At 73.5% G+C, this 19,055-nt stretch carries 17 protein-coding genes and 1 pseudogene; 8 read left to right on the top strand and 10 right to left on the bottom strand.

Going from position 1 to position 19,055, the window contains the following annotated elements:
- Nucleotides 1-11 precede the first annotated feature (11 nt).
- The gene (locus AC07A4_RS24960; protein ID WP_478602355.1) at nt 12-2,885 is read left to right on the top strand and encodes a penicillin acylase family protein; all 2,874 of its coding nucleotides are present in this window, start codon (nt 12-14) and stop codon (nt 2,883-2,885) included.
- Between the two features lie 97 nt (nt 2,886-2,982).
- On the opposite strand, the gene AC07A4_RS24955 is transcribed toward AC07A4_RS24960, so the two are convergent.
- Nucleotides 2,983-4,254, bottom strand: a complete 1,272-nt coding sequence (locus tag AC07A4_RS24955; protein WP_478602353.1) for a serine-threonine protein kinase — start codon at nt 4,252-4,254, stop codon at nt 2,983-2,985.
- A gap of 622 nt (nt 4,255-4,876) precedes the next feature.
- Between AC07A4_RS24955 and AC07A4_RS24950 the strand changes: the two genes are divergently transcribed.
- Nucleotides 4,877-5,278 (top strand): hypothetical protein, encoded by a 402-nt coding sequence (locus AC07A4_RS24950; protein WP_478602351.1) that lies wholly within the window; start codon nt 4,877-4,879, stop codon nt 5,276-5,278.
- Between the two features lie 39 nt (nt 5,279-5,317).
- Here AC07A4_RS24950 and AC07A4_RS24945 read toward each other — a convergent pair whose 3' ends face one another.
- Nucleotides 5,318-6,676 (bottom strand): erythromycin esterase family protein, encoded by a 1,359-nt coding sequence (locus tag AC07A4_RS24945; protein WP_478602349.1) that lies wholly within the window; start codon nt 6,674-6,676, stop codon nt 5,318-5,320.
- 267 nt (nt 6,677-6,943) lie between these two features.
- Between AC07A4_RS24945 and AC07A4_RS24940 the strand changes: the two genes are divergently transcribed.
- Together AC07A4_RS24940 and AC07A4_RS24935 are read left to right on the top strand one after the other, a co-directional pair.
- Nucleotides 6,944-7,696 (top strand): SDR family oxidoreductase, encoded by a 753-nt coding sequence (locus AC07A4_RS24940; protein WP_478602461.1) that lies wholly within the window; start codon nt 6,944-6,946, stop codon nt 7,694-7,696.
- 122 nt (nt 7,697-7,818) lie between these two features.
- Complete coding sequence (locus AC07A4_RS24935; RefSeq protein WP_478602348.1) at nt 7,819-8,412, top strand: TetR/AcrR family transcriptional regulator; 594 nt, start codon at nt 7,819-7,821, stop codon at nt 8,410-8,412.
- A gap of 30 nt (nt 8,413-8,442) precedes the next feature.
- On the opposite strand, the gene AC07A4_RS24930 is transcribed toward AC07A4_RS24935, so the two are convergent.
- The 3 genes from AC07A4_RS24930 to AC07A4_RS24920 all read right to left on the bottom strand — a co-directional run bounded on the left by AC07A4_RS24930 (nt 8,443) and on the right by AC07A4_RS24920 (nt 11,169).
- Nucleotides 8,443-9,666, bottom strand: a complete 1,224-nt coding sequence (locus AC07A4_RS24930; RefSeq protein ID WP_478602346.1) for an acyl-CoA dehydrogenase family protein — start codon at nt 9,664-9,666, stop codon at nt 8,443-8,445.
- A 9-nt stretch (nt 9,667-9,675) separates the two neighbouring features.
- On the bottom strand, nt 9,676-10,710 hold the full coding sequence (locus AC07A4_RS24925; RefSeq protein WP_478602344.1) for a phosphotransferase family protein: 1,035 nt from the start codon (nt 10,708-10,710) through the stop codon (nt 9,676-9,678).
- A 162-nt stretch (nt 10,711-10,872) separates the two neighbouring features.
- Nucleotides 10,873-11,169: a hypothetical protein gene (locus AC07A4_RS24920; protein ID WP_478602342.1), complete on the bottom strand. Its 297-nt coding sequence runs from the start codon at nt 11,167-11,169 to the stop codon at nt 10,873-10,875.
- Nucleotides 11,170-11,278: 109 nt separating this feature from the next.
- On the opposite strand from AC07A4_RS24920, the gene AC07A4_RS24915 reads away from it, so the two are divergent.
- Complete coding sequence (locus AC07A4_RS24915) at nt 11,279-12,226, top strand: NADP-dependent oxidoreductase (protein ID WP_478602340.1); 948 nt, start codon at nt 11,279-11,281, stop codon at nt 12,224-12,226.
- Nucleotides 12,227-12,254: 28 nt separating this feature from the next.
- On the opposite strand, the gene AC07A4_RS24910 is transcribed toward AC07A4_RS24915, so the two are convergent.
- The 5 genes and pseudogenes from AC07A4_RS24910 to AC07A4_RS24890 form a co-directional block, all read right to left on the bottom strand.
- Complete coding sequence (locus tag AC07A4_RS24910; RefSeq protein WP_478602338.1) at nt 12,255-12,392, bottom strand: hypothetical protein; 138 nt, start codon at nt 12,390-12,392, stop codon at nt 12,255-12,257.
- 172 nt (nt 12,393-12,564) lie between these two features.
- Nucleotides 12,565-12,915: a DUF202 domain-containing protein gene (locus AC07A4_RS24905; RefSeq protein ID WP_478602336.1), complete on the bottom strand. Its 351-nt coding sequence runs from the start codon at nt 12,913-12,915 to the stop codon at nt 12,565-12,567.
- The gene (locus tag AC07A4_RS24900; protein ID WP_478602334.1) at nt 12,912-13,304 is read right to left on the bottom strand and encodes a YidH family protein; all 393 of its coding nucleotides are present in this window, start codon (nt 13,302-13,304) and stop codon (nt 12,912-12,914) included. The genes AC07A4_RS24905 and AC07A4_RS24900 overlap by 4 nt, the downstream gene beginning before the upstream one ends.
- A gap of 58 nt (nt 13,305-13,362) precedes the next feature.
- The gene (locus AC07A4_RS24895; protein WP_478602332.1) at nt 13,363-13,911 is read right to left on the bottom strand and encodes an NUDIX hydrolase; all 549 of its coding nucleotides are present in this window, start codon (nt 13,909-13,911) and stop codon (nt 13,363-13,365) included.
- A gap of 49 nt (nt 13,912-13,960) precedes the next feature.
- Nucleotides 13,961-14,170 (bottom strand): annotated as a pseudogene (locus AC07A4_RS24890) (DMT family transporter); the annotation flags it as partial.
- Between the two features lie 156 nt (nt 14,171-14,326).
- On the opposite strand from AC07A4_RS24890, the gene AC07A4_RS24885 reads away from it, so the two are divergent.
- The 3 genes from AC07A4_RS24885 to AC07A4_RS24875 all read left to right on the top strand — a co-directional run bounded on the left by AC07A4_RS24885 (nt 14,327) and on the right by AC07A4_RS24875 (nt 18,900).
- Entirely contained in the window at nt 14,327-15,982 is a 1,656-nt protein-coding gene (locus AC07A4_RS24885; RefSeq protein ID WP_478602460.1) for an FAD-binding dehydrogenase, read from the top strand.
- A 244-nt stretch (nt 15,983-16,226) separates the two neighbouring features.
- On the top strand, nt 16,227-17,213 hold the full coding sequence (locus AC07A4_RS24880) for a hypothetical protein (protein WP_478602331.1): 987 nt from the start codon (nt 16,227-16,229) through the stop codon (nt 17,211-17,213).
- 58 nt (nt 17,214-17,271) lie between these two features.
- On the top strand, nt 17,272-18,900 hold the full coding sequence (locus AC07A4_RS24875) for an APC family permease (protein ID WP_478602329.1): 1,629 nt from the start codon (nt 17,272-17,274) through the stop codon (nt 18,898-18,900).
- Nucleotides 18,901-19,055 lie beyond the last annotated feature (155 nt).

The following is a 19,055-nucleotide window of genomic DNA, read 5'->3' as shown; positions in this document are numbered from 1 at the left end:
CAGGAGCGCCCATGCGTCCACGCAGCGCACGCCTCAGAAGCCGCCGAGCCCGCCAGGGCCCCCGCCGCCAGGCCCCCCGCCGCCGGGGCCTTCGCGCCCTGACCCTGCCCGCCGCCCTCGCCCTCGGCGCCTCCCTGCTGCTCGCGCCCGGGCCCGGCGCGGCCGCCGCCGAGCCGCCGCCCGCCGCCCCCGACTACTGCGGCGACCAGTGCGCGGACGTGCTGCCGCCGGGCGCGAGCGGCAACGCCACCCTCGCCGAGATCCTCAGCCACCGCGTCTTCGGCACCCAGCCCCCGCACGCGGACGACCAGGTGGGGCCCTACGACGCGCTCGCCACCGGCTACCCCGCGCTCACCGACGACAAGCTCGGCGAGTTCTTCGGCGACGCCTCCTTCGGCGTGCAGGCCGACCAGGTCGCCTCCGTGACCAGGCCCCGCGACGACGTGACGATCACCCGGGACAAGAAGTACGGCATCCCGCACATCCAGGGCACCACCCGCTACGGCACCGAGTTCGGCGCGGGCTACGCCGCCGGGCAGGACCGGCTGTGGCTGATCGACCTGTTCCGGCACATCGGCCGCGGCCAGCTCACGCCCTTCGCGGGCGGCGCCCCGGCCAACCAGGGCCTGGAGCAGCAGTTCTGGCCGCAGGCCCCGTACACCGAAGAGGACCTCCAGCGGCAGGTCGACTACATCAAGGGCACCCAGGGCGAGCGCGGCGAGCGGGCCATGGCCGACGCGCAGGCCTACATCGACGGCCTCAACGCCTATCGCGTCCAGGCCAAGGACGGCCGCTACTTCCCCGGCGAGTACGTCCTCACCGGGAAGATCGACGCCATCACGAACGTCGGCGAGATCGCACCCTTCAAGATCACCGACATGATCGCGCTCGCGTCCGTGGTCGGCGGCCTGTTCGGCAACGGCGGCGGGGGAGAGGTCGAGTCCGCGCTCTCGCTGCTCGCCGCGCAGCGGAAGTACGGCGTACAGAAGGGCACCGAGGTCTGGGAGGACTTCCGCGCCCGCAACGACCCGGAGACCGTCCAGACCCTCCACGACGGCAGCCGCTTCCCGTACGCGGGCAAGCCCGCCGACCCGCGCGGCGCGGCCCTGCCCGACCCCGGCTCGGTGCAGCGCGAACAGCTGGTGTTCGACCGCGAGGGCGGCGCGAGGACCGCGGCCAAGGACCCCGTGAAGGCGCCGAAGAAGCTGCGGCCCCTGCAGGGCATGCACGACGGCGGCGTCCTGCCCGCCGACCTGTTCGGCACCGCCCAGCGCAAGGGCATGTCGAACGCGCTGCTCGTGTCGGGCGAGCACACCGCGAGCGGCCACCCCGTCGCCGTCTTCGGCCCGCAGACCGGCTACTTCGCGCCCCAGCTGCTCATGCAGCAGGAGCTCCAGGGCCCCGGCATCAGCGCGCGCGGCGTGTCCTTCGCGGGCGTCGGCATGTACGTCCAGCTCGGCCGCGGCCAGGACTACGCGTGGTCCGCGACCTCCGCCACCCAGGACATCACCGACACCTACGCCGTCGACCTGTGCGAACCCGGCGGCGGGACCCCCACCAAGCAGTCCGCGCACTACCGCTACCGCGGCACCTGCGTGCCCATGGAGAAGCTGGAGCGCAAGAACGCCTGGAAGCCATCGCTCGCCGACTCCACGGCCGCGGGCTCCTACCGCATGCAGGTGTTCCGCACCCGCTACGGAGTCGTCACGCACCGCGCGACGGTCGACGGCTGTCCCGTCGCGTACGTCTCGCTGCGCTCCACCTACCGCCACGAGGCCGACTCGATCATCGGCTTCCAGATGCTGAACGACCCGGAATACGTCAAGGACGCCGCGTCCTTCAAGAAGGCGGCCGAGCACATCTCCTACGCCTTCAACTGGTTCTACGCCGACGCGCGCGACACCGCCTACTACAACAGCGGCGCCAACCCCGAGCGCGCCAGCGGCGTCGACCCGAACTTCCCGGTCGCGGCCCAGCGGGAGTACGAGTGGCGGGACTTCGACCCGGCGGACAACACCTCCGCGCGCACCCCGCCCGCCGCGCACCCGCAGTCCGTCAACCAGGACTACTACATCTCCTGGAACAATAAGCAGGCCACCGACTACACCTCAGGCGGCTTCGGCATGAGCGCCGTGCACCGCGGCGACCTCCTCGAAGGACGGGTGAAGAGGCTCGTGGAGAAGGGCGGCGTCACCCGCGCCTCGCTCACCCGGGCCATGGCCGAGGCCGCCGTCACCGACCTGCGCGGCGAACAGGTCCTGCCCGAGCTGCTCGAGGTGATCCGCTCCCGCGCCGTCGACGACCCCGCGCTCGCCCGGGCCGTCGAGCAGCTGGACGCCTGGCGCACGGCGGGCGCCCAGCGCAGGGAGACCGCACGCGGCTCGCACACCTACGCGCACCCCGACGCCGTGCGCGTCATGGACGCCTGGTGGCCGAGGCTCGTCGAGGCCGCCTTCAAGCCCGGACTCGGCAAGGAGCTGTACGAGGCGCTGACCGCGCAGCTCGGCGTCGACGAGGCGCCCTCGGCGGGGCACGGACCGACCGGGGCGCACGCCGGGTCGGCGTTCCAGTACGGCTGGTGGGGATATGTCGACAAGGACCTGCGGACCGCGCTCGGCAGGCCCGCCCAGGGCTGGAGCCGCACCGCGCACTGCGGCGGCGGCACCCTGGACGCCTGCCGCGAGACGCTCCTGACCACGCTGAAGCAGGCCCTCGCGGTCCCGGCGGCAGAGGTCTACCCCGGTGACGCCTCCTGCAAGGCGGGCGACCAGTGGTGCGCGGACGCGGTGATCCACCGGCCCCTCGGCGGCATCACGCACCGCGCGATCCAGTGGCAGAACCGGCCGACGTACCAGCAGGTGGTGGAGTTCCCCCGGCGCCGGTGAACGCGAATTGCCGAAGCGCCCCGCGGGGGCGCGGGGAACTGCGCGCCCAGCCACAACGGGCCCGCGGCCGCAGACCGAGCCCGCGCCCCAACGGCCTTCACGCCGTAGCGATCCGCCCAGCGGCGCACACCACGCGCGCCAGCGCCTCATGGCAGATGTCGCTGTGCGCGCCGCTGGGCGGCCCGCCCCGCCGCACCACCGAGGCCGCGTCCACGCTCACGCAGCCGCCCCGGGGCAGCGCGGCGCCCAGGCGCACGCGTGCGGCGCCGTCGACCGCCTTGATCCCGTCGTATCCGAGGGCTCCCCAGCGCTCCCACAGGCCGAGGAAGCTGGCGGAGTCCCCGGCGAGTTTGGAGGCCAGCGGATAGAACCTGCCGAGGGCGTCGTCGTGGCGGGAGAAGCAGGCGACGAGCGGCCCGTCGACGCGCCGCGGCACCCCGCGCAGGGCGCCGCCGCGCGCGGGGTCGTGCGGCAGGCGCTCGCTGAACGCATAGTGCGAGAACGCCCCTTGCAGCAGCGTCGCCGACTTCACGCAGCGCACCCCCGCGGGCATCCCGCGCAACGCGTACGACACGAGCCTGGCCCCGAAGCTGTGCCCCACCAGATGCACCCGGAGGCCGGGCACGTCCCCCACGAGCAGCCCGAGCGCGGGCCCGAGGCCCACCTGGCCGACGGCGCCCGCGCGCCGCTTCATCGCGTAGTACGAGGCCTGGCGCAGCAGTTCGCGCGCCCCGCGCCACAGCCGGTCGCGCAGGCCGCCGAGGAGGTGTGGCGCGCCCGCGCGCTCCAGCGCGGCGGCGAGGACCTCGCAGACCGCGACCGCGTCGTCGGTGAGCATGGCGGGCTCGCCCGCGCCGATGTCGTCGGCGAACTGGTGCGCGGGGCTCGACTCGCGCACCGCCACCAGATCGCGCACGTGCCGCGCGAACTCATCGATCCGGGAGCGGACTTCGGAGCGCTCGTCGAGGAGCACGGCGAGCCGGTCGAGCCGCGCGGCCTGATCGGGGCCTGGGAACATCCGGTCGAGCACCCGCCGCATCGGCTCGTCCAGGGCGGGCGGCGCCGCCGGGGAGAGCGCGGGCGGGGCGGCGGACGGGTCGAAGTCGGGGAACGGCTCGTCGGGGAAGCGCTCCGCGGGCCACAGGACGACCGCGCAGCCGAGGCGCACGTCCGGTCCCACGATCCCGTCGAGGGGCGCGACGAAGCGCTTGCACAGGCCGCGGGCCGCGCGCCGGTCGTTGTTCCAGCCGTGCGCGAACACCACCAGATCGGTGACGCGCCGGTCCTCGGCGCCGGACAGGAGCCGGTCGCGCTGCGCGGCGTCGACGTCCCCGTCGGCGTCGAAGGTCAATTCCCAGAAGGCCTCCACCACCGCATCGTCCCGCCGCGCGGGGCAGTTGGCCAGATCCGTGCGTGCCGGAGGGTGGCCGGAAGCCAGCGGCACACCGAGGCCACCAGCGTGGCGAACAGCGCCACGAAGCGGAACGCCTCGTCGTGACCGGAGGAGAGGAACCCAGCATTCCGTGCAGGTGCAAAGCATCTGAATGCCGCTGGGCGAGGCCGGGCCGCGGACAGCGGTCCGGAGTCTATGGCTCCGGAAGTGAGCGGGAGGGCCTCGTCGCGAGGGTCGTCATGGCCGAAGGGGCGACGATTTCAAGTCACTTTAGACGGGGGCTGATTTCTGTTCCTGCCGCTCCGTTTCATGGAGACGGCGCAAGCTCTCACTGGTGGCTGGCGCACTAAGAATCCATCAGGTCATTCCGTTTGCAAACGCTTTCAAGTCATCGCCTTGAGGGCCTCGCACGCTCCCTTGATGGGGCGATGTAGGCGCGGCTTAGAGTGCTTGAGCTTTGGTGCCTCGCCTGCGGAACGAAAGGATCTTGTTTGCTATGTCGACATCGCGAATGATTGTGCGTACTGTCCTGGCCACGGCTGTTCTGGCTGTCTCTGCCCTCGCGGGGGCGCAGACCGTCGCCGCTCAAGAGCCGAACGTGGAAATCTCGAAGGGTGCCGACACGGGGACCCGGAACATCGCGCGAGAGGCCCCCCAGGATGTCGCGGCCGCCGCTACCGCGTGCGGCTCCGGCTATGAGCTGAACAGGGCCATTCCCCTTCCCGAAGGTGTCGATCCGAGAAAGCGGAAGGGGCTCCTGTTCACCTACATGAAGGGCTCGAAGGGCTGCGCCATCCTGGACAACAACGCCGGTGGCAGTCAGTACATGTCCCTGAAGGTGTGTCAGACGATCGGCGGCAGCGGGTGTGACACGGACTCGGGCAACTTCACCCAGTACGCGGGCCCCGTCTACGTCTCCAGTTTCGTATGTTCGGAAGTGACCGCGAGCATGCGGAACCACTTCAGCTACAAGTCCGAGTACGCCTTCCCTTGCGGCTGAGGCTGTCCCCGCTGTCTTCCCCCGCCGCGGGCGCCCGTGTCAAGGGCGCTGGCGGTGGGCCGCCGTGACCCGGTGCAGATGGATGAGCACGTCGTGCGAGGGCGCGAGGGCGACCTGGTACGGACCGTCGGGCCAGCCGGCGCCGATGGTGTACGTCGGACGGGCCCGGCTCAGCCAGGCGCGGGCGGCCCGGGGTGCCGTGCGCAGGTCCACGTAGTAGTCGGCGGAGCCGTCGGGGCGGACCTTGTCGAGCGTGTGCTCGTTGCTGTTCCTCGGGGCCGGGCCCACCGCGAAGGGCTTCCACGCGGTCTCGCCGCTCGGCTGCGCCAGGAACGCGCCGCCGTCGAAGGTGAACCCCAGGCTCACATACCGCGCGCCCAGCCGGTCCCGCAGGAAGGCGCCCTGCATCTTCGGGTAGCGCGGGTCGTACGAGGCGTACGCGACGTGGGCGTTGTGCGCCGAAAGGAGCACCTTGGTGCCCGTGTGCCGCTGCCACCAGGCGGTGTTCTCGGCCATGAGGCGGTCGCGGTACAGCATGGCCGCCCGGTCGCCGTCGGCGGTGCCGAGGTCGAAGGCGTAGACGCGCGCGGTCTGCTGGATGGACCGGGCGTGCCGCAGCGCCCACGCGAACCGCTCGCTCCCGCCCTCGGGCCGACGCTCCTTCAGGAGCCGGTACGCCGCCGTGGCCCGCTCCGCCAGGCGCTCGCGCTCCGCGAGCGGCCTGCCCATGTGCGCGTCGCCGTCCGTGAGGCGCCGCAGCGGCGCGTACAGCGCGGTGAGGCGCGGCAGCAGATCGGGCTCGTGCCGCCGGACGTAGTCGGTCACCCCGTCGTACACCTCCTCGCCCAGGTGCGGATAGTTGAGGTCGTTGCCCATGAAGCGCAGCCGCCGCTCGGGGTGCCGCTCGTTGTAGGCGCGCATCCACGTGAGCAGCCGCACGTATTCGTCGGTGTCCCACGGCGTCTTCGCCAGCTCGCGGTGGACGAGCGCGCGCACGCTGCCCGGGCCGCCGCTCACGTACGCGTCGAAGCGCAGGCCCGTCGTCCAGCTGACCTCCTGCGCGAAGGTGGTGAAGCCCTTCTCCTCGACCAGGTACCTGAACACCCGGTCCTTCATGGTGAAGAACTCGTGCGACCCGTGCGTGGCCTCGCCCAGGCCCACCACCGTCGCCCCGCCCACCATCGCGCCCAGCGGCCGCAGGTCCTTCGCGCCGCCGCCCGGAGCCGTCGAGCGCAGCGGCTGCGCCACCCGCTCGATCGCCCGCACCGGTCCTGTCCCTTCGTCCGCGCGCGGAGCCGCCCGCGCGCCCTGCGGTGCCACCAGCAGGCCCGCGCCGACCGCCGTCGCCAGCAGCAGGGAAGCCGTGTGCCGCGCCGTGTGTGCCCGGTGTCGTGCCATGCCGTACCACTTCCTCAACTCGCCTGCCGTGCGCCCGACTTGGGCCATGGATCACGATCCCCGGTCCCGCGGCGCGTCACCAGCCGGGAGGCACCCCGGCCGCCACGGGGGCGAGCTCCCCGCGGCGCCTACCGCTTTACCGGTACGGACCCCTCCACACCCCCTGCCATGGCCCCCTCCACGGCACCCCTTCCACCCACACATACCGACCGGTTAGTCTGCTCGCGCAGCTGGTCGAGGACGTAAGGGAGAGGGTCCGTGGAGAGCTTGCGGGGCAAGGCAGTCGTCGTCACCGGCGCCGGGGGCGGGATCGGGGCCGCACTGGCCCGCCGATTCGCCGCGGCCGGGGCCCGCGTCGTCGTCAACGACCTGGACGCGGCCAAGGCCGCCGCCGTCGCCGACGGGATCGGCGGCACGGCCGTGCCCGGCGACGCCTCCGCCGTCCTGCCCGAGGCGCTCGCCGCGCTCGACGGCGCCATCGACGTGTACTGCGCCAACGCGGGCCTGCCCGCGGGCGGCACCGAGGCCGCCGACGAACAGGTGTGGGCGAGCGCCTGGGACGTGAACGTCATGGCGCACGTCCGGGCCGCACACGCGCTGCTGCCCGCCTGGCTGGAGCGCGGCGAGGGCCGGTTCGTCTCGACGGTGTCGGCGGCGGGGCTGCTCACCATGGTGGGCGCCGCCCCGTACAGCGTCACCAAGCACGGCGCGTACGCCTTCGCCGAGTGGCTGTCCCTGACCTACCGTCACCGGGGCGTGCGCGTCCACGCCATCTGCCCGCAGGGCGTGCGCACCGACATGCTCACCGCCGCCGGGTCCGCGGGCGAGCTCGTCCTCGTGCCCACCGCCATCGATCCGGACGACGTCGCCGACGCGCTGTTCGCCGGAATGGCCGACGACCGCTTCCTGATCCTGCCCCACCCCGAGGTCGCCGCCTACTACGAGGCGCGCGCCACCGCCCCCGACAAGTGGCTCACCAGCATGAACCACATCCAGCGCAAGTGGGAGGCGACGCGGTAAACGGCAGCGGCGAATGGGAAGATCCTGCGGCGGGAACCGCGTTGTCACCGGTGGCGTGTGAGAGACGGGACCCGCGATGACGACGCGACACATGACATGTGACTGGAAGGAAGGTGGCGGCAGTGGCCAGGACGACGGACGGTGACGGCACACCCGTCCCCCAGCGGCTGCTCGCCGCCGCCACCCGGCTCTTCGCCGACCGCGGCTACGACCGCACGTCCGTGCAGGAGATCGTGGAGGCGGCCGGCGTCACCAAGGGCGCCCTGTACCACTACTTCGGCTCCAAGGACGACCTGCTGCACGAGGTGTACGCGCGCATGCTGCGGGTCCAGCAGGAGCGGCTCGACGCGTTCGCGGACGCGGACGCGCCGGTGGAGCGGCGGCTGCGGGACGCGGCGGCCGACGTCGTGGTCACCACCATCGCCAACCTGGACGACGCGGCGATCTTCTTCCGCTCCATGCACCACCTGAGCCCCGAGAAGCACAAGCAGGTGCGGGCCGAGCGGCGCCGCTACCACGAACGGTTCCGGGCGCTCGTCGAGGAGGGCCAGGAGGCCGGCGTGTTCTCCTCGGCGACCCCCGCGGACCTGGTGGTGGACTACCACTTCGGCTCCGTCCACCACCTGTCCACGTGGTACCGCCCCGACGGTCCGCTGACGCCCCAGCAGGTCGCCGACCACCTGGCGGACCTGCTGCTCCGGGCGCTCAGACCCTGAGCCCCGGGCCCCGCCCGGGACCCGGAGCCGTCAGGCGAACCGCTTCAGCTCGCGCCGGGCCAGGGAGCGCTGGTGCACCTCGTCCGGGCCGTCGGCCAGGCGCAGCGTGCGCGCCGCCGCCCACAGCTCGGCCAGCGGGAAGTCCTGGCTCACCCCGCCCGCGCCGTGCAGCTGGACGGCCCGGTCCAGGATCTCCACGACCGCCCTCGGGGTGGCGATCTTGATGGCCTGGATCTCGGTGTGCGCCCCCTTGTTGCCCACGGTGTCCATCAGCCACGCCGTCTTCAGGCCCAGCAGGCGCAGCTGCTCCACCGAGACCCGCGCGTCGGCGATCCACTCCCGCACCACGCCCTGCGCGGCCAGCGGCTTGCCGAAGGCGGTGCGGGACACCGCCCGCGCGCACATCAGGTCGATCGCCCGCTCGGCCATGCCGATCAGCCGCATGCAGTGGTGGATGCGGCCGGGCCCGAGCCGTGCCTGCGCGATGGCGAAGCCGCCGCCCTCCTCGCCGACCAGGTTCGCCACCGGCACGCGCGCGCCGTCGAAGACGACCTCCGCGTGCCCGCCGTGGTGGTGGTCCTCGTACCCGTACACCCGCATCGCGCGGCGCACCTCGACGCCCGGCGTGTCGCGGGGGACCAGGACCATCGACTGCTGGCGGCGGAGGTCGGGCCCTTCGGGGTCGGTCTTGCCCATGACGATGAAGACCTTGCAGTCGGGGTTCATCGCCCCCGAGATGTACCACTTGCGGCCCGTGACGACATACGCGTCGCCGTCCCGCCGGATGTGCGTGGTGATGTTCGTGGCGTCCGACGAGGCCACCTCGGGCTCGGTCATCGCGAACGCCGAGCGGATCTCGCCCGCGAGCAGCGGCTGGAGCCACTCCTTCCGCTGCTCGGGGGTGCCGAACTCGGCCAGGACCTCCATGTTGCCGGTGTCCGGCGCCGCGCAGTTCAGGGCCGTCGGCGCCAGCTGCGGGCTGCGGCCTGTGATCTCGGCGAGCGGCGCGTACTGGAGGTTCGTCAGGCCCGCGCCGTGCGTGCCGTGCCCGGAGTCGGGCAGGAACAGGTTCCACAGGCCCTGGCGGCGGGCCTCGGCCTTCAGCTCCGCCACCACCGCGGGCGTGTCCCAGGGCGAGGCGAGGGCCGCGCGCTGCTCCTCGGCCACCGGCTCCGCCGGGTACACGTACTCGTCCATGAAGGCGAGCAGCCTGCCGCGCAGTTCCTCGGTGCGGGCGTCGAATGCGAAGTCCATGGGGTCCGGTCAGCCTTCCTGAAGGGTGGTCAGTCCGTGCCGGATGAACACCGGCACCAGATCGCCGATGCGGTCGAAGCCCGCGCCGAGGGTCTGGCCGAGGGTGTAGCGGTAGTGGATGCCTTCGAGGATCACGGCGAGCTTGAACCAGGCGAACGCCGTGTACCAGGGCAGGGCCGACACGTCCCGTCCCGAGCGGGCCGCGTACCGCTCGATCAGCTCGGCGGGGTCCGGGTGGCCCGGGGCGTTCGCGGTGGTGCTGACGGGGGAGTCGGGCACCTCCAGGCGCACGCTGTACATGGCGAGCAGGCCCAGGTCGGTGAGCGGGTCGCCGAGCGTGGACATCTCCCAGTCCAGGACGGCGGAGATCCGGTCAGAGCCGTCGCCCGAGTCGATCAGGACGTTGTCCAGGCGGAAGTCGCCGTGCACGACGGTGGGTGCGGGCGAGGCGGGAAGGCGTCGGCCGAGCGCCGCGTGCAGTTCGTCGATCCCGGTGAGCTCGCGCCCGCGCGAGGCCGCCAGCTGCTTGCCCCAGCGGCGCAGCTGCCGGTCGAGGAACCCCTCGGGCCGCCCGAAGTCGTCGAGCCCCACCGACCGCGGGTCCACCGCGTGCAGGTCCACGAGCGCGTCGACGAGGCCGAGGACCGCGGCCCTGGTGCGCTCGGGCCCGAGCGGCGCGAGCTGGTCGACCGTGCGGTAGGGCGTGCCTTCCACGAACTCCATGACGTAGAACGGCGCGCCGAGTACCGACTCGTCCTCGCACAGCAGTACGGTGCGCGGCACCGGCACGGCCGTCGGGTGCAGCGCGCTGATCACGCGGTGCTCGCGCCGCATGTCGTGCGCGGTGGCGAGGACGTGGCCGAGCGGCGGGCGGCGCACGACCCAGCGCGCCGCGCCGTCCGTGACCGTGTACGTGAGGTTCGACCGTCCGCCTTCGATGAGGCGGGCCGTGAGCGGGCCCCGGCCGACGAGCCCCGGGCGTTCGCGGTCGAGGTGGCCCCGCAGCCGGTCGAGGTCCAGGCCGGGTGGGTGGTCTGCGCTCATGGGCGGTCGCTCCTGATCGTGGGCGGGCGGATGCCGAACTGGCGGACAGTGCGCTGGCGTTCATGATGCCGACCAGTCGGTATGTCGTCCAGAGGGGGGTGCCCGAACGTGATCAGGATCGCGGTGGCCGCCGCCGGGAGCGGCGGCCAGGGCCCTAGGGCGTCAGTGGTCGTCCCAGTGGCCGTCGTGGGCCGCGTGCCGGTGGCCGTCGTGGACGTAGTCGACGTGGTCGCCGTGCGTCACCGCCTGGTGCCCGCACTGGGCGCCGTGCTGGTGGTCGTGGCCGTCGTGCGCGGTGTGGCCGCCCGGTTCGCACTCGTCGTAGTGGCCGTCGTGGGCGCGGTGGAGATGGCCGTCGTGCGCGTAGTCGACGTGGTCGCCGTGCGGGACCTCGGGGTGCCCGCAGGCGGGTCCGTGCGCGTGGTCGTGGGCCGTGTGTTCCTGGTGGAGCGTGGTCATGAGTACGCCTCCCGTGAGCCGGATGACCCTCTCAGGCTAGCCCTCGATGCCCCTTGGCTCCCGTTGTGCGAACTTTGCCGGTAGTGCCCTGACTGCGTAAGGCGACCCCATGAAGGCGATCAGCTACCGGGAGTACGGCGGACCCGAGGTCCTGGAGTACGGCGACGTGCGCGACCCCAAGGTCGGCCCCGACACCGTCCTGGTGAAGGTGCGGGCCGCGGCCGTCAACCCCGTCGACCACAAGTGCCGCGCGGGCTACCTCGACTCCGTCCTCGACACCGCCTTCCCTGTGATCCCGGGCTGGGACGTGGCGGGCGTGGTCGTGCAGCCGGGCGCCGCCGTCCCCGAGTTCTCCGTCGGCGACGAGGTCATCGGGTACGTGCGCGAGGACTTCCTGTCGCGCGGCACGTTCGCCGAGTACGTGGCGGCCCCCGTGCGCACCCTCGCCCGCAAGCCCCGCAACCTGACCTTCGAGGAGGCCGCGGGCCTGCCCCTCGCCGGGCTCACCGCCTATCAGGTGGTGCACAAGGCGCTCGCGGTCGGTGACGGGGACGTGGTCCTGGTGCACGCGGCCGCGGGCGGCGTCGGCTCCTTCGCCGTCCAGCTAGCCCGGCACGCGGGCGCCCGCGTCATCGGCACCGCGAGCGAACGCAACCACGCCTACCTGCGGGAGCTGGGCGCCGAGCCCGTCAGCTACGGCGAGGGCCTCGCCGAGCGGGTCCGCGCCCTCGCCCCGGAGGGCGTCGACGCGGCCTTCGACACCATCGGCGGCGACACGCTCAAGGTCTCCGCTGACCTGCTCGCCCCCGGCGGCCGCCTCGCCTCGATCGCCGACGGCTCCGTGATCGGCCTCGGCGGCCGGTACTGCTTCGTCCGCCCCGACGCCGACGACCTGCGGCGCCTCACGGAACTCACCGAGCAGGACGTGCTCACCGTCCACGTCGACGCCACGTTCCCGCTGGAGCGGGCCGCCGAGGCCCACCGCCTGAGCGAGCAGGGGCGGACCCGCGGGAAGATCGTGGTGACCGTGGACTGGGAGGGCTCGGACACGCCCTAGGGCCCCGCTGTCGTTCCACGGCCCGCGCTCACGGCACCACGGCGAGCGCCCCCGCGCACAGGGCCGCCGCGGCCGCCGTCCCCGCGCCGAGCGCCTCGGTCCGGGCCGCCGTGAGCGCCGTGATCCTGCGGTGCGTCGCCGCCGGGAAGCTGAGCCACAGCAGCATGGAACTCGCCGGGCAGGACGTGCGCTGGAGCGGGCTGCCGAGGCCCGTCGGCTGAGCGGGGGGGGCGGGTCCGCGGGAAGGTCGTGGTGACCGTGGGCTGGGAGGGCTGGCTCCCCGCTAGCGCCCCGCTGGCTCCCCGCTGGCGCTCCGCGGCCCGCGGGCCCGGCACCGCTCACAGCACCACGGCGAGCGCGCACAGCGCGAGCGCCCCCGCGCACAGGGCCGCCACGGCCGCCGCCCCCGCGCCGAGCGCCTCAGGGCGGGCCGCCGCGAGCGCCGTGATCCTGCGGTGCGCCGCCGCCAGGAAGCCGAGCCACAGCAGCAGGATCAGCGCGCACGCCGCGATCCCCGCCGCCGATGGGCCGCCGTGGAGCGCGGCCCGCACCGCGAGCACCGCCGCGACCGTGCACGCCAGCGTCGTACGCCGCCACGCCAGACGCGTGCGCTCCGGCTGGAGCCCCGGGTCCCGGCCCGCGCCCGCCCCGGCCCCCGCCCTGGTTCCCGCCCCGGTCCCGGCCGTCACCCTTCCCACCCGAAGAGCACGACCACCACCATGGCCACCGCGACCACCGCCACCGCGACGCCGAGCAGCACCGGGAACCGCGACACGGGCAGGTCCTCGCCGCGCCGCATCGCCCGCTCGCAGCGCACCCAGTGGTTGATGGCCCGCAGCGCGCAGAGCACCCCGGCGCCGAGCAGGGCGAGCGCGAGCCCCACGCGGACGCCCCACCTGAGGTCCGGCAGGAACTGGTCCACGGCGAAGCCGCCGCCGATGAGCGCGAGCGCGGTGCGGAGCCAGGCGAGGAAGGTGCGCTCGTTGGCCAGCGAGAACCGGTAGTCGGGCGTCTCGCCCTCCGCCCGCAGCCGGGCGGGCGAGATCCACAGCCTCAGGCTCTGTATGAAGGTGCTCACCGTCGCACTTTAGGTTCCCCGAGGCGCGGGCGCCGCTCGTCGCCCTCCGGCCGCGTCCTCACCCGCCGGACGGGCCGCTCGGGTCGCCGCGGAAGGCGCGCAGCCGCCGGTAGGCGTCCAGGCCGTCCGGCACCCACCGCCACTGTCCGGCCGCCCGCTCCAGTTCCGCGTCCGTGACGAAGCCGTGCCAGGCGACCTCCTCCACCTGCGGGTCGACCGGGCTCGTACAGCGCACTTCGTAGAGGTACGACCACCAGGAGCGGCCCGCGCCGTCGTCGTACAGGAACTTGAACAGCGGCGTCGGCCGGGGCAGGACGGTGACGCCGAGTTCCTCCCGCGCCTCCCGCAGGGCGGCGTCGTCGTAGGACTCGCCCGCCCCGACGACCCCGCCGACGAACATGTCGTACAGGGACGGGAAGACGAGCTTCGTGGGCGTGCGGCGGTGCACGAACACGCGGCCCTCGGCGTCGCGGACCTCGATGAAGACGCAGCGGTGGCGCAGCCCCCGCGCGTACGCCTCGCCGCGCGGGGCCTCGCCGACCACGCGGTCGTGCTCGTCGACGATCGTCAGGACCTCGTCCGCGGGGTTCGTGGCGTCAGCGCTCATGCGGCCATCCTGGCAGCCCGGCCCCCTCACGGCTCAGCCCCCCGGCGGCTCAGCCCAGCGCGGAGGCCCGTGCCCCGGTGCCCCCGCCGCCCGTGCCCGCGGGCATCGCCGGGTGCGGGCCGAGCAGCACGATGCCGGTCACGATCCCGGCCAGGCCCGCCGCCTCCCAGGCGAGCGCGCCGGTGTCCGTGCGCACCCGGTCGCCGAGGAAGCCCATGCCGCAGGCGATGCCCGCCAGCGGCTGCGCGGCCGTGATAGCGGTCCGCGGCGCGAACCGTCCGCTCCTGGCGGTTGACGTGGGGCGCGGGGCTATCCAGGATCTGACCCACGAGTAACCGGAAGCCAGAACGCCGGGCAACCGGGACCTCGGGGGACTCTGCAACTCGCCCACTCGGTACGTCGAGAAGGAGCCGTCCTGGCCTACGACGCGGACGTCATCGTGATCGGCGCGGGACTCGCCGGGCTCACGGCCACCGCCGAACTCGTCGACGCGGGCCGCCGGGTGATCCTGGTCGACCAGGAGCCGGAGCAGTCCGTCGGCGGCCAGGCGCACTGGTCCTTCGGCGGGCTCTTCTTCGTCGACTCGCCCGAACAGCGCCGCATGCGGATCAAGGACCACCGCGAACTCGCCCTCCAGGACTGGATGGGCACCGCCGCCTTCGACCGCGAGGAGGACCACTGGCCGCGCGAGTGGGCCACGGCGTACGTGGACTTCGCGTCCGGCGAGAAGCGCGCCTGGCTGCACGGGCTCGGCGTGCGGTTCTTCCCGGTCGTCGGCTGGGCCGAGCGCGGCGGGTACGACGCCCAGGGCCACGGCAACTCCGTGCCCCGCTTCCACATCACCTGGGGCACCGGGCCAGGACTGCTCGCGCCGTTCCTGCGCCGCGTGTACGACGGCGTCGAACGCGGTCTCGTCCAGCTGAGGTTCCGCCACCGCGTCACCGGACTCGCCCGCACCGGCGGCGCCGTCGACACCGTGACCGGCGAGGTCCTGGAGGCGTCGACGGTGGAGCGCGGCCAGGCCAGCGGCCGCGAGGTCACCGGCTCCTTCGAACTCCGCGCCCAGGCCGTCGTCGTCACCTCCGGCGGCATCGGCGGCAACCACGACCTGGTCCGCGCCAACTGGCCCGAGCGCCTGGGAAGGCCGCCGCGCAAGATGATCTCCGGGGTGCCCGCGCACGTGGACGGACTGATGCTCGGCATCGCCGAACGCGCGGGCGCGCGCCTGATCAACCGCGACCGCATGTGGCACTACACCGAGGGCATCGAGAACTGGAACCCGATCTGGCACCGGCACGGCATCCGCATCCTGCCGGGCCCCTCCTCGCTGTGGCTGGACGCGCGCGGCCACCGGCTGCCCGTGCCGCTGTTCCCCGGCTTCGACACCCTCGGCACCCTCAGCCACATCATGTCCACCGGCTACGACCACACCTGGTTCGTGCTCAACCAGCGCATCATCGGCAAGGAGTTCACCCTCTCCGGCTCCGAGCAGAACCCCGACCTGACCGGCAAGTCCGTACGCGGCGTCATCGAACGGGCGCGCGCCGACGTGCCGGGTCCGGTCAAGGCCTTCATGGACCACGGCGTCGACTTCGTGGTCGAGCGGGACCTCGGCGCGCTGGTGCGCGGCATGAACGCGCTCACCAAGGAACCCCTCATCGACGAGGCCGCCCTGCACCGCACCCTCGCCGCCCGCGACCGCGAGATCGTCAACCCCTTCACCAAGGACCTCCAGGTCATGGCCATCCGTGGCGCGCGCAAATTCATCGGCGACCGGCTCATCCGCTCCACCGCCCCGCACCGCGTCCTGGACCCCAAGGCGGGCCCGCTGATCGCCGTACGCCTGAACATCCTCACCCGCAAGACGCTCGGCGGCCTGGAGACCGACCTGTCCTCGCGCGTTCTCCAGGAGGGCGGCGCGCCCCTGCCGGGCGTGTACGCCGCGGGCGAGGCCGCCGGGTTCGGCGGCGGCGGTGTGCACGGCTACCGCTCCCTGGAGGGCACCTTCCTCGGCGGCTGCCTCTTCTCGGGCCGGGCCGCGGGGCGTGCGGCTGCAAAGGCAGTGGGTTAGCGAACGCCCGTCGGCCCGCGCGACCGGCGCCCGCGAGGAGGCTCGTGGCACGGAGTGCGGCGCCGTTCGCGGTGCATTTCACGGTGTATGAGGTGAACTGGTGCTCCTTGTGAAGGAGTTCGCCAGGAGGTGTGTGCGGCGCGTCAAGACGCTTGGGGCGTATGGGCCTTGACGCGGAGTGCCGCCTGCCGGTTGGCTGTGCGTGATCACACGCTCGCCTACCGCGTCGGGGAGGACGCCCGCGGTGCCACCACCCCCACCACTCGGTCGCTCTCGCAAACGCGCCGCCCAGGTCTTCGACGCCGCGCTCGACGACGCCGAACTCGTGACCGCGCGGGCCGCGCTGGCGCAGGGCCGCTGGAGCGAGGTGCGGGAGCTGCTCGCCGCCACGGGCACCGACTGGGACCGCAGGGGCCACCGCTGCGACGTGCTCGCCCGGGAGCCGACCACCACCGCCTGGGCCCGCGACTGGCGGCTCGCCGAACCGGAGAGCGCGGACGCCGCCGTGCTCCTCGCCCACGCCGCCGTGCACCGCGCGCTGCGCGGCAAGGAGCGCTCCGAGAAGGCCCGCGCCGCCTGCAGGGACGCCGCCGCACGCGTCCCCGGCGACCCCACGCCGTGGCTCGCGCTGCTGCTCCTGGAGCGCTCCCTCGGCCACGAGGAGGACGTCGTCCGCCTCTTCGACGAGGTCAGGCACCGCCACCCGGAGCACCACCACGCCCACCACCTGATGGTCGCGCGGCTCGCCGAGCGGCGGCCCGGCGCGGGCCAGGACCCGCTGCACGAGGTGTACGACTTCGCCTCCTGGGCCGCCGAACAGGCGCCGCGCCGCTCACCGCTCGCGGTCCTGCCCGTCATCGCGCACGCCGAGCGCTACCGCGTCCTCGCCGCCGCCGGCAGCGAGAGCCGCGACCCGGCCGCCTCCGGGCACTGGACGAGCCGCCGCGCCCGGCAGGTGATGAAGGCGTCCTTCGACTGGTGGCTCGCCTCGGAGGCCCCGGCCGCGGCGGCGGGGACGCCGAAGGACGGGGGCCGCACCGGCCACCCGCGCGCCTTCGTCGACCTCAACTACCTCGCCCACGCCATGTCCTGCGAGGGCCGGTCGGCCGAGGCCGCCGCACTGTTCCACCGCATCGGCCGGTACGCGACCGAAGCGCCCTGGTCGTACCCGGACCGGGACCCGCACGAGGCGTATGTCGCCGCCCGCGCAGCCGCGCTCGGCACCGCGTGACGACACCCGCCGCACAGCCACCGATCGACCCACGACCAGCGGAAAGGACCACCGCGCCATGGCGACGGGCAGTTCGAACACGAGTGCAGGCAGAGCGGGGCGGACCGCGGGGGCGGCCGGGACAGGGGCCCGCGGCAAACCCGCCGCCGCGCCCGGCGGCATCAGCACGTACATGGGCCAGGACCGCGCGCTGCGCGCCGGCCGCCTCGGCACGGCGGGCCTGCTGCTCTCCGTGCTCGCCGCCACCGGGCCGCTCATGGTGGTCGCGGGCGTCATGCCCACCACGTACGGCGTGATGGGCGTGGTCGGCCAGCCGCTGCTCTTCCTCGCGCTCGGCGTCGTCCTCGCCCTGTTCAGCTTCGGCTACGCGGAGATGAGCCGCCACGTCCACAACGCCGGGGCCTTCTACGCCTACATCTCGCGCGGACTCGGCGGCACCGCGGGGGCGGGCGCCTCCGCGGTGGCGCTCGTCGCCTACAGCGCGCTCCAGGCGGGCCTGTACGGCATGCTCGGCTTCGAGATCTCCGGCCTTCTGCTCAAGCACCTCGACCTCACCGTCGCCTGGTGGATACCGGCCCTCGCCACCGTCGCCGTGGTCGCCGTGCTCGGCTGGCTGAAGATCGACCTCAACGCGCGCCTGCTCGGCGTGCTGCTCCTGATCGAGGTCGCCCTGGTCGTCGTCTTCGACATCGCCGCCGTCGCCGACCCCGCCCCCGAGGGCCTGTCGCTGCACGCCTTCAACCCGGACACGCTCACCGGCGCGGGCGTCGCCACCTCCCTGTGCTTCTGCATCGCCGCGTTCACCGGCTTCGAGCAGGCACCCGTGTACGCGGAGGAGACCAGCCGCCCCCAAGTCGTCGTCGCCCGCGTGATGTTCTTCGCCGTCGGGTTCGTCGCCGTGTTCTTCGCGCTCAGCTCCTGGGCGCTCACCGTCGCCGCCGGGCCCTCCGGCATCGTGCCCGCCGCGCGCGAGCAGAGCGCGGGCCTGCTCTTCGGCCTCACCGAGTCCCGGCTCGGCGGCACCTTCACGGACGTCCTGCACGTCCTGTTCGTCACGGGCATGTTCGCGGCCGTCCTCAGCTTCCACAACGTGGTGGCCCGGTACGCCTTCGCCATGGGCCGCGAGGGGCTGCTTCCCGCGGCGTTCGGCCGCACCAACAGCGCGAGCGGCGCGCCCGGGACCGGCTCCCTGCTGCAGACCGTCGTGGCCGCCGTCGTCGTCGTGGTCTTCGCCCTCACCGACGACAAGCCCCACGGCGACCCCACCGCGCCGGTCCTGCGCCTGTTCACCTGGGGCGGCAACGTCGGCGCGCTCGGCGTGCTGCTGCTCATGGCCACCGCGTCCGTCGCGGTCATCGTCTTCTTCGTCCGCCGCGGGGCCGCGCGGGCGCAGCTGTGGCGCCTGGTCGCCTCCGGCCTCGCGGCCGTCGCGCTGCTCGTCATCGCGGGCTACACCGTCAAGGACTTCGACGTCCTCGTCGCCGCGGGCCCCGGCTCCGCCCTCAGCTGGGCCCTGCCCGCGATCATCGCCGTCGCCGCCCTCGTGGGCCTGGCGCACGGCACGGCGCTGCGGGTGCGGCGCCCCGCGGCCCACGCCCGCATCGGCCTCGGCAACGAGGCCTTCCAGCTGGAGAAGGCGGCGGCGACGCCCCCGCCGGACGGTAGTTCAAGCCCGTCCGGCGTGTGAGGACGAGGCGCGAAGCGCCGATACCGGGGTGGGGGGGGGGGGGGGGGGAGAAAAGGGGGGGGAGGGGGGGGGGGGGGGGGGGGGGTACAAACGAAAACAAGAAAAACCCCCCAGCCCTCCACACCCAAAAGAACGGCTTCCCCCACAACAACACC

Source organism: Streptomyces sp. NPDC043996 (genome assembly GCF_056435225.1).
Note: the sequence above shows the minus strand (reverse complement) of the source record. Positions and strands in the feature narration are given on the sequence as shown.

Coding starts and splice junctions, on each gene's coding strand:
- AC07A4_RS24960 (WP_478602355.1), top strand. CDS start 12: ATGCGTCCACGCAGCGCACGCCTCAGAAGCCGCCGAGCCCGCCAGGGC.
- AC07A4_RS24945 (WP_478602349.1), bottom strand. CDS start 6,676: ATGGCACGACACCGGGCACACACGGCGCGGCACACGGCTTCCCTGCTG.
- AC07A4_RS24930 (WP_478602346.1), bottom strand. CDS start 9,666: ATGGACTTCGCATTCGACGCCCGCACCGAGGAACTGCGCGGCAGGCTG.
- AC07A4_RS24925 (WP_478602344.1), bottom strand. CDS start 10,710: ATGAGCGCAGACCACCCACCCGGCCTGGACCTCGACCGGCTGCGGGGC.
- AC07A4_RS24920 (WP_478602342.1), bottom strand. CDS start 11,169: ATGACCACGCTCCACCAGGAACACACGGCCCACGACCACGCGCACGGA.
- AC07A4_RS24915 (WP_478602340.1), top strand. CDS start 11,279: ATGAAGGCGATCAGCTACCGGGAGTACGGCGGACCCGAGGTCCTGGAG.
- AC07A4_RS24910 (WP_478602338.1), bottom strand. CDS start 12,392: ATGCTGCTGTGGCTCAGCTTCCCGGCGGCGACGCACCGCAGGATCACG.
- AC07A4_RS24895 (WP_478602332.1), bottom strand. CDS start 13,911: ATGAGCGCTGACGCCACGAACCCCGCGGACGAGGTCCTGACGATCGTC.
- AC07A4_RS24875 (WP_478602329.1), top strand. CDS start 17,272: ATGGCGACGGGCAGTTCGAACACGAGTGCAGGCAGAGCGGGGCGGACC.